The organism is Streptosporangium amethystogenes subsp. fukuiense, from assembly GCF_042665875.1.
Lineage (GTDB): Bacteria > Actinomycetota > Actinomycetes > Streptosporangiales > Streptosporangiaceae > Streptosporangium > Streptosporangium fukuiense.
The window spans coordinates 5,315,851-5,329,748 of record NZ_JBHTEE010000001.1 but is presented as its reverse complement, the minus strand read 5'-3'; the positions used below and the strand labels follow the sequence as shown (position 1 = coordinate 5,329,748).

At 70.9% G+C, this 13,898-nt stretch carries 11 protein-coding genes; 9 read left to right on the top strand and 2 right to left on the bottom strand.

The genetic code is table 11. The annotated features are described in order from the left end of the window. Positions 1-191: 191 nt before the first annotated feature. Both ACFQVD_RS22785 and ACFQVD_RS22780 read left to right on the top strand, forming a co-directional pair. The gene (locus ACFQVD_RS22785; RefSeq protein ID WP_343975713.1) at positions 192-1,328 is read left to right on the top strand and encodes a glycosyltransferase family 2 protein; all 1,137 of its coding nucleotides are present in this window, start codon (positions 192-194) and stop codon (positions 1,326-1,328) included. After that, the gene (locus ACFQVD_RS22780; RefSeq protein ID WP_343975710.1) at positions 1,325-3,064 is read left to right on the top strand and encodes a glycosyltransferase; all 1,740 of its coding nucleotides are present in this window, start codon (positions 1,325-1,327) and stop codon (positions 3,062-3,064) included. The genes ACFQVD_RS22785 and ACFQVD_RS22780 overlap by 4 nt, the downstream gene beginning before the upstream one ends. Before the next feature lie 531 nt (positions 3,065-3,595). Here ACFQVD_RS22780 and ACFQVD_RS22775 read toward each other — a convergent pair. Next, the gene (locus tag ACFQVD_RS22775) at positions 3,596-5,155 is read right to left on the bottom strand and encodes a glycosyltransferase (RefSeq protein ID WP_343975707.1); all 1,560 of its coding nucleotides are present in this window, start codon (positions 5,153-5,155) and stop codon (positions 3,596-3,598) included. A gap of 236 nt (positions 5,156-5,391) precedes the next feature. Here ACFQVD_RS22775 and thrC point away from each other — a divergent pair, with 236 nt between their 5' ends. Next, on the top strand, positions 5,392-6,450 hold the full coding sequence (gene thrC / locus ACFQVD_RS22770; RefSeq protein ID WP_343975704.1) for a threonine synthase: 1,059 nt from the start codon (positions 5,392-5,394) through the stop codon (positions 6,448-6,450). Positions 6,451-6,486: 36 nt separating this feature from the next. Here the strand turns inward: thrC and ACFQVD_RS22765 are convergent, their stop codons facing one another. After that, the gene (locus ACFQVD_RS22765; RefSeq protein ID WP_364151991.1) at positions 6,487-6,642 is read right to left on the bottom strand and encodes a hypothetical protein; all 156 of its coding nucleotides are present in this window, start codon (positions 6,640-6,642) and stop codon (positions 6,487-6,489) included. Positions 6,643-6,730: 88 nt separating this feature from the next. Between ACFQVD_RS22765 and thrB the strand changes: the two genes are divergently transcribed. The 6 genes from thrB to prfA all read left to right on the top strand — a co-directional run bounded on the left by thrB (position 6,731) and on the right by prfA (position 13,891). Then, the gene (gene thrB / locus ACFQVD_RS22760) at positions 6,731-7,717 is read left to right on the top strand and encodes a homoserine kinase (RefSeq protein ID WP_343975701.1); all 987 of its coding nucleotides are present in this window, start codon (positions 6,731-6,733) and stop codon (positions 7,715-7,717) included. A gap of 466 nt (positions 7,718-8,183) precedes the next feature. Beyond that, positions 8,184-10,202, top strand: coding sequence for a transcription termination factor Rho (gene rho, locus ACFQVD_RS22755; protein ID WP_343975698.1), 2,019 nt, complete (start codon positions 8,184-8,186; stop codon positions 10,200-10,202). Between the two features lie 130 nt (positions 10,203-10,332). Continuing rightward, the gene (locus ACFQVD_RS22750; protein WP_343975695.1) at positions 10,333-11,655 is read left to right on the top strand and encodes a sensor histidine kinase; all 1,323 of its coding nucleotides are present in this window, start codon (positions 10,333-10,335) and stop codon (positions 11,653-11,655) included. Positions 11,656-11,667: 12 nt separating this feature from the next. Next, positions 11,668-12,312 carry a response regulator transcription factor gene (locus ACFQVD_RS22745; protein WP_343975692.1) on the top strand — a complete coding sequence of 215 codons (645 nt, stop codon included), beginning with the start codon at positions 11,668-11,670 and terminating at the stop codon, positions 12,310-12,312. Positions 12,313-12,507: 195 nt separating this feature from the next. Next, positions 12,508-12,726 (top strand): 50S ribosomal protein L31, encoded by a 219-nt coding sequence (gene rpmE / locus ACFQVD_RS22740; RefSeq protein ID WP_343975689.1) that lies wholly within the window; start codon positions 12,508-12,510, stop codon positions 12,724-12,726. Between the two features lie 112 nt (positions 12,727-12,838). Next, complete coding sequence (gene prfA, locus ACFQVD_RS22735) at positions 12,839-13,891, top strand: peptide chain release factor 1 (RefSeq protein WP_343975686.1); 1,053 nt, start codon at positions 12,839-12,841, stop codon at positions 13,889-13,891. Positions 13,892-13,898: the final 7 nt, after the last annotated feature.

Genomic DNA, 13,898 nt, shown 5'->3' with positions numbered 1-13,898 from the left:
TCTGTCATTACCTGTTCATTGACGGGGAGATAAATGAGGCTATCCGCTCTTCAAGTGCAAATATGGCTGGAAATGGGAAATTCCAAGGTTTCTGTGACCTGTGTGACAGCTGTGAGTGATTAATGGTGATCGCTCGGGTCAAGTGTGAGGTGTGGTGAGAAGGGATCTTCCTACCTCGCTATCCTTCGGTCGTGCCCGCGCAGTCGATCTCCCTTCCCCCGTCCCTTCTCGCCACACCGGCGGGCTTCCTGCGGTCGGCGGCCGGGGAGACGGCCGAGCTGTCCTGGACCGGTGAGGGCTGGCTGGCGGCCGGTTCGCCGCTCGGCGACCGGCCGGACGCCGAGGAGGTGGCCCGCCTGCGCCCGCTGCGGGGACTGGTCGTCCGGTGGCCCGCCTCCGAGGTTCCGGCCGACGCGGTCACCGGCCTGGCCGCGGCCGGGGTGCCGCTGCACGCCGCCGTCTCGCCGGACTGGGTGGATCCCGAGCTGGCCCGCCTGCTCGCGGCCTGGGCACCCGAGGAGGACGACGGCTCAGGCCTCCGGTCGGTCACCGCTCTGCGCAGGGAGGAACACAGCGTGCGACTACGCCGCCACGGGCTCCGCGACCGGATGGGGACGGGCAGGGCGGAGACGCCGCCCACGGTCAGCGTCGTGATGTCCAGCATGCGGCCGCACCTGCTGGGCGCCGCGCTCGGCCAGATCGCCGGGCAGCGCCGGGTACGGGTCGAGGTCCTGCTCGGCCTGCACGGCGTGCCCGCCGCGCACGAGGAGGTCAGGCGGGCGCTGCGCGGGTGCGCCCTGCCCGTCACGGTGGTCGAGGCCGCGAAGGAGACCCCCTTCGGGGAGGTGCTCAACCTGGCCGCCTCCAGGGCGGAGGGCGACTATCTGGCCAAGTGGGACGACGATGACTGGTACGGCCCCGAGCATCTGGCCGACCTGCTGCTCGCCCGCGCCTACTCCGGGGCGGACATCGTCGGCACCGCGGCCGAGTTCTTCCACCTGGAGCCGCTGAACGCCACGGTCCGCCGTACCGACTACGCCAGCGAGGTCTGGTCCGAGCACGTCGCCGGGGGCACGATCCTGCTCCCCGCCGACACCTTCGGGGACGCGGGCGGCTTCCCCCCGCTGCCCAGGGGCGTCGACGCCGGGCTGCTGAAGGCCGCGCACGCCGCGGGGGCGCGCATCTACCGCACCCACGGCCTGGGCTACGTGCTGCGGCGTTCGGTCGGTGCCGAGCACACCTGGCGGCTCTCCCTGGCTCACTTCCTGCGCGTCGCGTCGAACCAGTGGCGCGGTTTCCGCCCGAGTCTGATCCTGGAAGCGCGATGACAGCACGGGTAGCCGGTAACGACTACCGGAGCCTCACACCGCCCGCCCTGGGGGCCTGGACGCCCTCGCTCCGGGTGAGCGTCGTCATTCCCGCCTACGGCGACCAGGAGAAACTCGACCTGGCACTCGCCGGGCTGGCCGTGCAGACCTACCCGGCCGCGCTTACCGAGGTCATCGTGGTCGACAACGGCAGCAGCCCGCCGCTGCGCCTGCCCGAACTCCGCCCGGAGGGCACCAGCCTGATCGTCTGCCCGACCCCCGGCCGGGCCCACGCCCGCAACGCCGGTCTGTCGGCCGCCACCGGTGACGTGATCCACTGGCTCGACTCCGACGTGGTTCTCGACCGCAGGTCGGTCGAGGCGCACATGCGCTGGCACCATGCCGCCCCGTATCTGGCGGTCACCGGTTACCTGCGCTTCACGCCGGCCCGGCTGCCCGCTCCCGAGGTGGTGGCCGCCGCCGACGACCTGGCCAAGCTCTTCGAGCCCGCCGAGCCGCATGCCTGGCTGGTCGACCTCGTCGAGCGCACCGACGGCCTCACCGCCAACCCGCACCGCGCGTTCAGCCTGCACGTCGGCGGCGCGACCTCGGTCAACGCGGCGCTGCTCGCCGCCGCCGGGCCGATGGACACCGACCTGATCCTCGGCCAGGACACCGAGATGGGCTACCGGCTCGCCCAGGCGGGTGCCGTCTTCGTCCCCGAGCCACTGTCGCGCGCCTTCCACCTGGGCCCGACCATGCGCATGCGCGGCAAGGCCCCGATCGACCGGGTCAGCCACGCGTTCGTGGCCGACCGGATCCCCTCCTACCGCTGGCTCCGCTCCCATCCGAGCAGGCAGTGGAAGGTGCCGTACCTGGAGGTGGTCGTCGAGCCCGGGGAGGGGACGGGACGGGAAGGTCCCGGATACTCCTATGACGAGGTCCGCGCCACGGTCGACGCCGTCCTCGCGGGTACCCTGCCCGACGTCGCGGTCACCCTCACCGGTCCGTGGGGCCGCATCGGCACGGAGGGGCGCGCCCCCCTGAAGGATCCGGACCTGGACCTGGTGCTGATCCGCGGCCACTACGCCCACGAGGCCAGGGTCCGCTTCGTCGACGAGGCCTCCGTCACCTCCGCTGCCACCTCCGCCCCGTCCGCGGCCTCCCGGCAGCCCCGCGCCGGTGGTCCCGCCACCCCCTACCGGCTCAGGTTGCCCGCCGGGTGGGTGCCCGGTGACGACACCCTGGCCCGCCTGCTCGACCTGGCCGGGGACGACGGCTACGGCCTGGTCGCGGTGCTCCTGGCCGAGGGGGGACAGGACGGCGAGGGCGGAGCGGGCTCGGAGCGGATGATCGTCGCGGCGCGGCTGGAGCGCGCCGCCGCGTTCGCGCGTGCCGCGATCGTGCTGGAGGAGGGAGAGGACCTTGACGACGCCGTGGAGGACACCTTCGGCGTGGTCTGGGTGGACGGCGAGACCTACGGGTTCGCGTCCGAGCCCCGCCCCATCGTCGGCCGCCGGGGCGCCCACCGGGCCAGGATCGAGGCCGAGGCTCAGGTGGCCCGCCTCACCAGGGAGAACGAGCGGCTCCGCGGTCAGGTGACCAGGTGGCGTGACGAGGCGGGCCGCTGGCGGAAAAGCGCGGTCGAGCTACGGCGCGAGGTCGGCACCCTGCGCAAGGAACTGGCCGCCGCCAGGAAGATCGTCCAGTACGGGCTGCTCTCCTCGGTCAAACGGGCCATCACCCGCCGCCGCTGACCTTCCCGCGCCGATCTTCCCGTGCGGCGCCGGTCAGCGCTCGTTCCCGGCGGCGCCGGCGCCGCGCGGGAGGTAGGGGCCGATATCCCGGTACGGCACGGTGATGCCGGGCCCGGCCATGTTCGACTGAATATCAGTGGTGCATACGTGCGGCGTTAGGAATGTGAGCTTGAACACCCTTTGGTGCCCAACCGATCACGCACCGCTCCCTCATAGAGATATTTCGTGAATTATATTGATCACGGTCATTCGGGCCATTAGGGAAGCTGCACTGGGACCGGTGGGATCGCGCCATGGCCGTCTCCCCGGAGCTCCGTCATCGGTCTCCGGCTCGCCGACCGTCGACGGCGCCCAGGCTCGACCATGAGCCTCTCTTCTCGTCCGCCGCGCGGATGGTCCCCGGGCAGTGCGTCACGCCGCCGGCGAAGCGGCCTGAACCGTCGAATCCGCCGACGATGGGAGTCCCTTCGGGGCCGGGGGGCGCCCCTGTCGAAGAGTGACCCTGAGCGCCTTCCACGGCGACGGTACGGGTCAGTTCCTGAGGGAGGTACGGAGCCTGCCGAGGAGCGTGCTCCACCCACCCTGGGCCTGGTGCCGCCGGGCCTGCCCGGTGCCCTGTCTCGCCGCCTGCGGCGCGCTCTTCCGTTCGGGGGCCGGAGCCTGCGGGCGGGGCGAGGACGGAACGGGGGGCGCCGCCTCGGCGGGCCAGAACTCCGGCCGCGCGCCGCGCCGCACACCGTGGGTGGCCCTGACCGCGGCGGCGACGGCGGCGTCGTCGTCAGCGCCGAGCAGTCTCGCCCGGCCCAGCGCCTCGGTCCGCTCCAGCGTCGCCTCGCCGTCGGCGCCGAGATCGACGACGAGCATGCCGGAACGGTCGTCCTGCATCGCGGCGATCATCCGCTCCAGCGAGTCACGCCCCAGCGGGACCGAGGCCGGACCGGTGTAGCGGAACGGGATCGGGGCGGGGGTCGCGGAGACCTCGTCGGCGAACCGCACCCGCTCGTCGTGGGCGAAGTGCTCACGCAGCAGCCGCAGGTCGAACAGGGGGTCGTCCAGCACCGGCCGGCGCTCCGCGGACAGCTTCGACCAGGGGGCGACCAGGGTGACGACCACGTCGCCGAGCGATCCGTCGAGCGCCGCGCCCACCGCCTCGCGCACCTGCTCCTCCGGCCCCTCGGCACCGAGCACCACCTCCACGTACGGGACCAGCCAGTGGCGGCCGCGGTCCTTGCGCAGGTCGCGGCGGAGCGGTACCCGGTGGGCCAGATAGGGGGCGACGACCCGTACCGCCCGCTGCCGGTCGCGGCGCTGGGCGGGGAGTCCCAGGTGCACGGCCTGGGCCTTCATGTCGGGGATGAAGACCACGCCGTGCGCGGCCAGCCGGTAGGCGAACTCGGTGTCCTCGCCCCGCAACACCTCCGCGTCCACCCCGCCCACGGCGCGGAAGATCTCGCGCCGCATGGACATCGTCGGCCCCGTGCACACGTGGTAGGGGTTGCGGCTGGCCCGCAGGCCGTTGGTCCGGGAGATCGTCTGCTCGGTGGAGCTGGGCAGGGCGTCCGCCAGGTCGAAGACGGCCTCCAGCCGGCCCGCGCGCACACCGTCGTGCACCTGGGCCGCCGTCAGTGACGGCTCCTCGACGAACTTCTTCGCGCCGATCGCGACCAGGTAACCGGCCAGATGGTGCCACCGGGCCAGCGCCTCGATGTGCTCGCGGCAGACGACCATGTCGGCGTCGAGGCGCTGGATGATCCGCCCGTCGGCGAGGGCGGCGCCGGTGTTCACCGCGTGGGCGATGCCCCAGCCCGAGGGGTCGGTGGGCACGAGCCTGGTGTCCCGCGGAACGATCTCCGGCAGCCGCAGCGGAGGTTCGCTGCCGTCGTCGACCACGATCACCTCCATGAGGTGATCCGGATAGGTCTGCGCCGCCAGGGAGGCGAGGGTCAGATCGAGCCTGTGCTGTCCGCCGCGGGCCGGGATGATCACGCTGACCGAGAGTTCCGGATCCCACGCGCCGAGCGCGGGCGGGTCCAGAGGGGAGTAGTCGTTGTGCCGGATCGGTGGCAGGTCCGCCGCCGCGCCGCCCGTCATGATGTGGCACCCCTTGTCTGGTTCGTCGCCCGTCAAGTGTCCGGCCCATCGCTTGTCAAGGCCTGTCAAGCTCCGCAGACCCTATCGGCCCATTCTTAGGGTTTCCTGTAGGCAGGACGCCCCAGGTGTCCATTCGGTGGACAGCGCATCCCAAGGCTGAACAGGTTGCCCGTAGACTCCTTTTCAACACCGCAGGTAGCACGCGCACGGATCGGCCGCGCGCGGGAGGAGCAATCATGACCAGGGCGTGGCGTGGCCTCATCGAGGAGTACCGTGACCGACTTCCGGTGACCACGGCGACGCCCGTCGTCACGCTCCTGGAGGGCGGCACCCCGCTCGTCCCGGCGAACCGGGTGTCGGCGCTGACCGGCTGCGAGGTCTACCTGAAGGTCGAGGGCCTCAACCCGACGGGAAGCTTCAAGGACCGTGGCATGACCATGGCCATCAGCAAGGCCGTCGAGGACGGGGCGAAGGCGGTCATCTGCGCCTCCACCGGCAACACCAGCGCCTCCGCCGCCGCCTACGCGGTCCGCGCGGGCCTGACCTGCGCCGTGCTGGTGCCCCGGGGCAAGATCGCGATGGGCAAGCTGGCCCAGGCGCTGGTCCACGGGGCCCGGCTGCTCCAGGTCGAGGGCTCCTTCGACGACTGCCTGGAGATGACCAGGAAACTCTCCGAGAACTACCCGATCGCGCTGGTCAACTCGGTGAACCCGTTCCGGCTCCAGGGCCAGAAGACCGCCGCCTTCGAGATCGTCGACACGCTCGGAGACGCTCCCGACATCCACTGCATCCCGGTCGGCAACGCGGGCAACATCTCGGCGTACTGGATGGGGTACACCGAGTACGCGGGTGACGGCGTCGCGACGAGGACGCCCCGCATGTTCGGCTTCCAGGCCAGCGGCTCCGCGCCGATCGTCAACGGTGCGCCGGTGACCCACCCGCACACGATCGCCACCGCGATCCGGATCGGCAACCCCGCCTCGTGGCGGCTCGCCGAGGCCGCCCGTGACGAGTCCGGCGGCGTCATCCAGGCCGTCACCGACCGCCAGATCGCCGCCGCGTACAAGCTGCTCGCCCAGGAGGAGGGCGTCTTCGTCGAGCTCGCCTCCGCCGCCAGCGTGGCGGGCCTCCTCCAGGCCCACAGCCAGGGCCTGGTCGAGCCGGGGCAGCGCGTCGTGTGCACGGTGACCGGAAACGGCCTCAAGGACCCCGACTGGGCCATCTCCGGCGCTCCCGCCCCGGTGACGATCCCGATCGACGCGCACGCCGCGGCCGTCGCCCTCGAACTCGCCTAGCTCCGGTGCCGCGGAGTCTGCTGTGACAGGGGGCGGTCAGCCGGTCAGGCGGTGCCCCGCGGGACGGCGCGGGGAGCCGTGGCGTTCCGCGGCGACCGGCGACAACGCGGCGAGGAACCGCCCGGCCACGACGGGCGGAAGATCCAGGGGGCAGGGCCCGGCGAACCCGGCACGCCGCGACCGTCCCGGCATCGCACTTGGAAATCCCGCAGAACCGGGCAGATAGGAGAAGCCACTTGTCCGCCATGGCCACGCCATCGAGCCGTGCCCCGGGAGATCTATGATCAGCGGCAAGGTGACCGTCCAGGTCCCCGCGACCTCGGCGAATCTCGGCCCGGGATTCGACACGCTGGGTCTGGCACTCGGCCTCCACGACGAGGTCGAGGCCGAGCTGTTCGAGCCCCCGGAGGGCCCCGGCTCCCGGAGCGTGGTCATCGAGGTCGAGGGAGAGGGCGCCGGCGAGCTTGACGGGGGCGAGGGGCACCTCATCGTCACCACGATGCGCACGACTTTCGACCGGATGGGGCTCCGGCAGCCGCCCGGGATCCGGTTGCGCTGCCTCAACCGCATCCCGCACGCCCGCGGCCTCGGGTCGTCCTCCGCCGCGATCTGCGCCGGGATCATCGCCGCCCGCGCACTGGCCGGCACCCCGTGTCAGGACGGCTCCGCCCTCGCGCACCGGTCGAGGGCACGGTCCGGGCTCCCCGAGTTCACCGACGACGAGGTCTTCGCGCTGGCCACCGAGATCGAGGGCCACCCCGACAACGTGGCGCCGTGCCTGGCGGGCGGCCTCACCGTCGCGTGGACGGACGGAACGGGGACGCCGCACCTGGTACGGCTGCTCCCGCACTCCGACGTCAGGCCCGTGGTCCTCGTCCCCGGGTACCGGCTGTCCACCGAGGTCGCCCGCGGGCTGCTGCCCAAGGAGGTCCCGCACGCCGACGCCGCCGCGAACGCGGGGCGGGCCGCGCTGCTGGTCGCGGCGTTGACGGCCAGGCCGGAACCGGAACTTCTGCTGGCCGCCACCGAGGACCGCCTCCATCAGGACTACCGCGCGCCCGCGATGCCGCTCACCGCCGACCTGGTACGGCGGCTGCGCGGGGCGGGCGTCGCCGCGGTCGTTTCGGGAGCGGGGCCCACGGTTCTTGCGTTTTCGACCGTGAATACGCAGGATTTGATCGCAACGGAAGTGGGTAATGACTGGCACATCCGGCCACTGGATGTCGAAACCCGGGGTGCCCGCGTTGTTTCTCTTGAGACACGCTGACATCTCTCGACCTTCAGGGAATAGCTGTGTGCGCTGGTGATGTTAGGCTGATAGCCGCACCAGGTGCCCCGCGTTGGGTGCGTGCTTGTCAGCCACACATCGCTGCATCATGTCTCACTCCGTGAGGCGTGATCGCCGCAGTGGCCTCCCCGAATCCGTCGCCTCCGAATGCTCCACATTCGGCTGGGGCAACGAAGAGGCGGCGTTTTAGGGGACATGCGCGTTCGATCTACCTCGACATCTGGTTGCCGGTAGCAATCCGGGGGGGTGTCCTCCAAGTCCCACCGTCGGCGATTCTCGATGGTGACGGCCTGGATCAGCCCTTCTCCGACAGTGGCGGCGGCTCTCCATGGGCCGTCGAGGATCGCAACGTGCAACCCGACCCGGTCTGTCCCACCGGGTCGATCGCACCACCGGGACGATTGGCTGATCATGGCCACGCCCGACCCCTGGGAAGGACCCATTAGTGAGCGACACCACCGAACTCCTCTCCGACGTCACCGGCACGGCGCCGACGTCCGGCGACACCCCCACCCGCCCCGCGGCCAAGCCGCGCCGTCGCTCCGGCACCGGCCTGTCCGCCATGGTGCTGCCCGAACTGCAGGCCATGGCCTCCGGTCTCGGCATCAGCGGGACAGGGCGGATGCGCAAGAGCCAGCTCATCGCGGCCATCCAGGAGAAGCAGGGCGTCTCCGCCGAGAGTGCCCAGGCTCCCGCCACCGCCAAGGAGACTCCGGCCGTGGCCGTCCCCGCAGCCGCGGCCGAGCCGGTCGTCGAGCGTCCGGCGCGCACCCGCAGGGAACGTTCCCGTCCCGTCGTGGCCGCCGAGCCCGTTGTGGAGCAGGCGCCGCCAGCTCCCGAGCCCGTGGCCGCCGTCGTCGCTGCCGAGCCCGTCGTGGAGCAGCAGACCATCGACGCCGTCCCGGCCGAGGGCCGCGGCGAGCGTGGCGAGAGCCGCCGTGAGCGCGGCGAGCGTCGCGGTCGTGGCGGCGAGCGCGGCGAGCGCGGCGAGCGCACCAACGACCGCCGCGAGCGCGGCGACAACCGCGGAGATCAGCGCGGAGATCAGCGCGGAGACCAGCGCGGAGACCAGCGCACCGACTCCCGCGCCGCCGACGCCGGCCAGAACCGTGGCGAGCGGATCAACGACCGCGGTGAGCGCGGTGACCGTGGTGAGCGCGGTGAGCGCGGTGACCGTGGCCCGCAGAACCGGGGGCCGCAGGACCGCAGCGACCAGCACGGTGTGGGCGACGACGACGACCGTCGCGGCCGCCGCGGCCGGTTCCGCGAGCGCAACCGCCGTGGCCGCGACCGCTTCGACAGCAACGAGCCCGTGGTGGGCGACGACGACGTTCTGATCCCGATCGCCGGAATCCTCGACATCCTCGACAACTACGCGTTCGTCAGGACCAGTGGTTACCTGCCGGGTTCCAACGACGTCTACGTCTCGCTGGCCCAGATCCGCCGCAACGGCCTGCGCAAGGGCGACGTCGTCACCGGCGCCGTCCGCCAGCCCCGCGACGGCGAGCGCCGCGAGAAGTTCAACGCGCTCGTCCGCCTGGACACGGTCAACGGCATGGACCCGGAGCAGGCGCGGCAGCGCCCCGATTTCAATAAGCTCGTCCCGCTCTACCCGCAGGAGCGCCTGCGCCTGGAGACCGAGCCGAACATCCTGACCACCCGGATCATCGACATGGTGGCGCCGATCGGCAAGGGCCAGCGCGGTCTCATCGTCTCCCCGCCCAAGGCGGGCAAGACGATGGTGCTTCAGGCGATCGCCAACGCGATCACCCACAACAACCCCGAGTGCCACCTGATGGTCGTCCTGGTGGACGAGCGTCCGGAAGAGGTCACCGACATGCAGCGGTCGGTGAAGGGCGAGGTCATCCACTCGACCTTCGACCGCCCGGCCGAGGACCACACCACGGTCGCGGAGCTCGCCATCGAGCGCGCCAAGCGCCTGGTGGAGCTGGGCCACGACGTGGTCGTGCTGCTCGACTCGATCACCCGTCTGGGCCGCGCCTACAACCTGGCGGCCCCGGCCTCCGGCCGCATCCTGTCCGGTGGTGTCGACTCCACCGCGCTCTACCCGCCGAAGCGTTTCTTCGGTGCCGCCCGCAACATCGAGAACGGCGGCTCGCTGACGATCCTCGCCACCGCGCTGGTCGAGACCGGCTCCAAGATGGACGAGGTCATCTTCGAGGAGTTCAAGGGCACGGGCAACCTGGAGCTCAAGCTCAACCGGCAGCTTGCCGACAAGCGGATCTTCCCCGCGGTGGACGTCGACGCGTCCGGTACCCGCAAGGAGGAGATCCTCATGGGCAAGGACGAGCTCCAGATCATCTGGAAGCTCCGCCGCGTGCTGCACGCCCTTGACATGCAGCAGGCTCTCGAGCTTCTCCTGGAGAAGATGAGGGAGACCAAGTCCAACGCGGAGTTCCTGCTCCAGGTGCAGAAGACGACCGTCAGCTCCGAGCGCGACTGACCGCTCACCGCACGTTGAACGCCTCGGCCCCTCGGGCCGGGGCGTTCGGCGTTTCCAAAGCGCTTGTCTGGCCCAGACCTTCGGGATATCCCTACTTCAGGACGCATTTCCGCGGATGACAGGGGGGCGCGTGACTGCCGAGACAGTGGTGAGCACGCCCGTGGTCAGGACGCCGCTCCGGCGGCGCGTGCCCTTGGGGCCGAACGGCCCCTTCGGCATGTTCGTCGACCCGATGACCTGGCGGGCCGTTCCCTACCTGCTGGTGAGCCTGTTCCACGGCCTCGCCTGGTTCGCGTTCCTCGCCTCGGTGATCCCGCTCTCCCTGGCGCTGGTGATCGTGTGGATCGGGCTGCCGCTCCTCGCCCTGACCATGCTGGCCTGGCGGGGGGTGGCGATGCTGGAGCGCCGGTTCCTCCGGCTGGCCTTCGGCGTCGACATCCCCACCCCCTACCGGCCGTCGGAGGGCGACAACCTGTTCCTGCGCTGGAAGGACATGTTCGTCGATCCCGCCACCTGGAAGGATCTGCTCTACCTGCTGTTGCTGCTGCCGATCGGGATCGCGGAGTTCACGGTCTCGGCGGTGCTGTGGACGCTCGGGCTCGGCCTGACCGTGGCGCCACTGCCCCTGCTGCTGCTGCTGGGGGAGCCGATGACACCCATCGGCGAGCTGCCGATCGACAGCGGGCCGAAGGCGCTGCTGTGCACGCTGATCGGGATGGGGTTCCTGCTCGCGGCCCTGTACGCGACCCGGGGGATGGCCTGGCTGCACGGCCTGTTCGGCGCCGCCCTGCTGGGCGCGGGGGAGAAGAACCTGCTGGCGGCCCGCGCCGCGCACCTGCGGGCCAGCCGGGCCCGCGGGGTGGACGCGGCCGAGGCCGAGCGGCGGCGGATCGAGCGTGACCTGCACGACGGCGCACAGCAGCGGCTGCTGTCGGTGGCCATGGACCTGGGCCGGGCGCAGGCCAAGCTGGACTCCGACCCCGAGGCGGCCCGGGAGCTCCTGGACCAGGCGCATCGGGGCACCAAGGCCGCCATCGCCGAGCTGCGTGACCTCGCCAGGGGCATCCATCCGGCGATCCTCACCGACAGGGGGCTGAACGCCGCCCTGTCGTCGCTCGCCGCGCGCGCGCCCGTACGGGTGGATCTGGCGGTGGAGGTCTCGCACCGGCCCCCGCCGGCGGTGGAGAGCATCGCGTACTTCGTCGTGGCCGAGTGTCTGACCAACCTGGCCAAGCACTCCGAGGCCACCGAGGCGTCCATCCGGGTCAGCCGGCAGGAACAGCGGGTGATCGTCGAGATCTATGACAACGGGGTCGGCGCCGCGGTGCCGCGGCCCGGAGGCGGCCTCGCCGGGCTGGCCGACCGGGCGGCGACCATCGACGGCACCCTGAGCGTCGACAGCCCGCTCGGCGGCCCCACGATGATCAGAGCCGAACTGCCCTGCGAATGGTGAGGGCCTGAACACATGCGGGTGGTGATCGCCGAAGACTCGGTGCTGTTGCGCGAGGGGCTGGCCAGGCTGCTGGCCGACGGGGGCATCGATACCGTCGGGGCCGTGGGCGACGGCCCAGGGCTGGTGGCCGCGGTCGTCGAGCACGATCCGGACCTGGCGATCGTCGACGTCAGGATGCCGCCGACGCACACCGACGAGGGACTGCGCGCGGCCCTGGAGGCCAGGAGCCGGCGGCCGAGACTGCCGATCCTCGTGCTGTCGCAGTACGTCGAGGAGCAGTACGCCACGGAACTGATCGGCGGTGGCGCCGCGGCGGTCGGCTACCTGCTCAAGGAGCGGATAGCGGACGTGGCCGAGTTCCTCGACGCGGTACGCCGGGTGGCCGCCGGGGGAACGGTCATCGACCCGGAGGTGATCGGGCAGTTGCTGGGCCGCCGACGCAGGGGAGACCCCCTGGAGTCGCTGACCGCGAAGGAACGCGAGGTTCTGGCCCTGATGGCGGAGGGCCGTTCCAACGCCGCGGTCGCCGGGCGCATGCTCGTCACCGAGGGCGCCGTGGAGAAACACATCTCCGGCATCTTCGGCAAGCTCGGCCTGGGGCCCGCCACCGACGACCACCGCCGGGTTCTCGCCGTGCTCGCGTATCTGGGCAGGTGAACGCCCGCGGCCCCGGTCTCTCCGGGGCGGGGAATGTCTTGTGGCCTGGGATGGTTGCAGGATCTGGCACACTGGTAGCCGAACCGCAGCGGTTCCGGTTCCCGCCCGCGCGCACCTCGGTGTGCCAGCGCGCAAGCCTCATCGGCGAGAGACAGTGGCGACCCGGCGGCCGCGTTTTGGAGAGGAAAAGACGACATGAAGCCCGACATCCACCCGGAGTACGTCGCCACTCAGGTGACGTGCACCTGTGGTAACTCCTTCACCACCCGCAGCACCGCCAAGAACGGCGTGATCCACGCCGACGTGTGCTCCGCCTGCCACCCCTTCTACACGGGCAAGCAGAAGATCCTGGACACCGGCGGCCGGGTGGCGCGCTTCGAGAAGCGCTTCGGCAAGAAGTCCACGGGCCAGTAGCCCCCATCCCGACGCCGGCTCGGAACAACCCTCCCGGGAAAGGGGGGGGTGCCCGGGTCGGCGTTCGTGGTGATGAGGCAGGCTTGGCAGGGCTTTAAAGGAAGGACGCACGGTGAACCTCGACGAGTTGCTCAGTGAGTACGCCGAGCTGGAACTCAAGCTCGCCGACCCCTCCGTGCACGCCGACCAGAAGCAGGCGCGCACCTTCGGCAGGCGCTACGCCGAGCTGACCCCGATCATCAACACCTACCGTGAGCTTGAGGGCGTCCAGGCGGACCTCGGGACGGCGCGGGAGCTGGCCTCGGAGGACGAGGCGTTCGCGGAGGAGGCCAAGGAGCTCGAAGCGCGGGTTCCCGAGCTGGAGGAGAAGCTCAGGCACCTGCTCGTCCCGCGTGATCCCAATGATGACAAGGACATCATCATGGAGATCAAGGCGGGCGAGGGCGGCGAGGAGTCCGCGCTGTTCGCCGGGGACCTCCTGCGGATGTATCTGCGGTATGCCGAGCGGATCGGCTGGAAGACCGAGCTCATCGACGCCACCCACTCCGACCTCGGCGGCTACAAGGATGTCACGATCGCCCTGAAGGCCAGGGGCGACGAGGGCGTCTGGTCGAGGCTCAAGTTCGAGGGCGGTGTGCACCGCGTCCAGCGGGTGCCGGTCACCGAGTCCCAGGGACGCATCCACACCAGCGCCGCCGGGGTGCTCGTCTACCCGGAGGCCGAGGACGTCGACGTCCAGATCGACCCGAACGACCTCCGCATCGACGTCTACCGCTCCAGTGGTCCCGGTGGTCAGAGTGTCAACACCACCGACTCGGCCGTGCGGATCACGCACCTGCCGACCGGGGTGGTCGCCTCCTGTCAGAACGAGAAGAGCCAGCTCCAGAACAAGGAGTCGGCCATGCGCATCCTGCGGGCCCGCCTGCAGGCGATCGCCGAGGAGGAGGCCAACGCCGCCGCCATGGCCGAGCGCAAGTCCCAGATCCGCACCGTCGACCGCTCCGAGCGCATCCGCACCTACAACTTTCCCGAGAACCGCATCTCCGATCACCGCGTCGGTTTCAAGGCGTACAACCTCGACCAGGTGCTCGACGGGGATCTCACGGCCGTCATCCAGTCCCTGCTCAACGCTGAGATGGCGGAGAAGCTCGCCAACCATTCATAGAACGCGC

What these genes read in the sequence shown, in the direction of transcription:
- rpmE (WP_343975689.1), top strand. Translation starts at nt 12,508, where the DNA reads ATGAAGCCCGACATCCACCCGGAGTACGTCGCCACTCAGGTGACGTGC.
- thrB (WP_343975701.1), top strand. Translation starts at nt 6,731, where the DNA reads ATGATCAGCGGCAAGGTGACCGTCCAGGTCCCCGCGACCTCGGCGAAT.
- ACFQVD_RS22775 (WP_343975707.1), bottom strand. Translation starts at nt 5,155, where the DNA reads ATGACGGGCGGCGCGGCGGCGGACCTGCCACCGATCCGGCACAACGAC.
- ACFQVD_RS22765 (WP_364151991.1), bottom strand. Translation starts at nt 6,642, where the DNA reads ATGCCGGGACGGTCGCGGCGTGCCGGGTTCGCCGGGCCCTGCCCCCTG.
- thrC (WP_343975704.1), top strand. Translation starts at nt 5,392, where the DNA reads ATGACCAGGGCGTGGCGTGGCCTCATCGAGGAGTACCGTGACCGACTT.
- ACFQVD_RS22780 (WP_343975710.1), top strand. Translation starts at nt 1,325, where the DNA reads ATGACAGCACGGGTAGCCGGTAACGACTACCGGAGCCTCACACCGCCC.
- ACFQVD_RS22745 (WP_343975692.1), top strand. Translation starts at nt 11,668, where the DNA reads ATGCGGGTGGTGATCGCCGAAGACTCGGTGCTGTTGCGCGAGGGGCTG.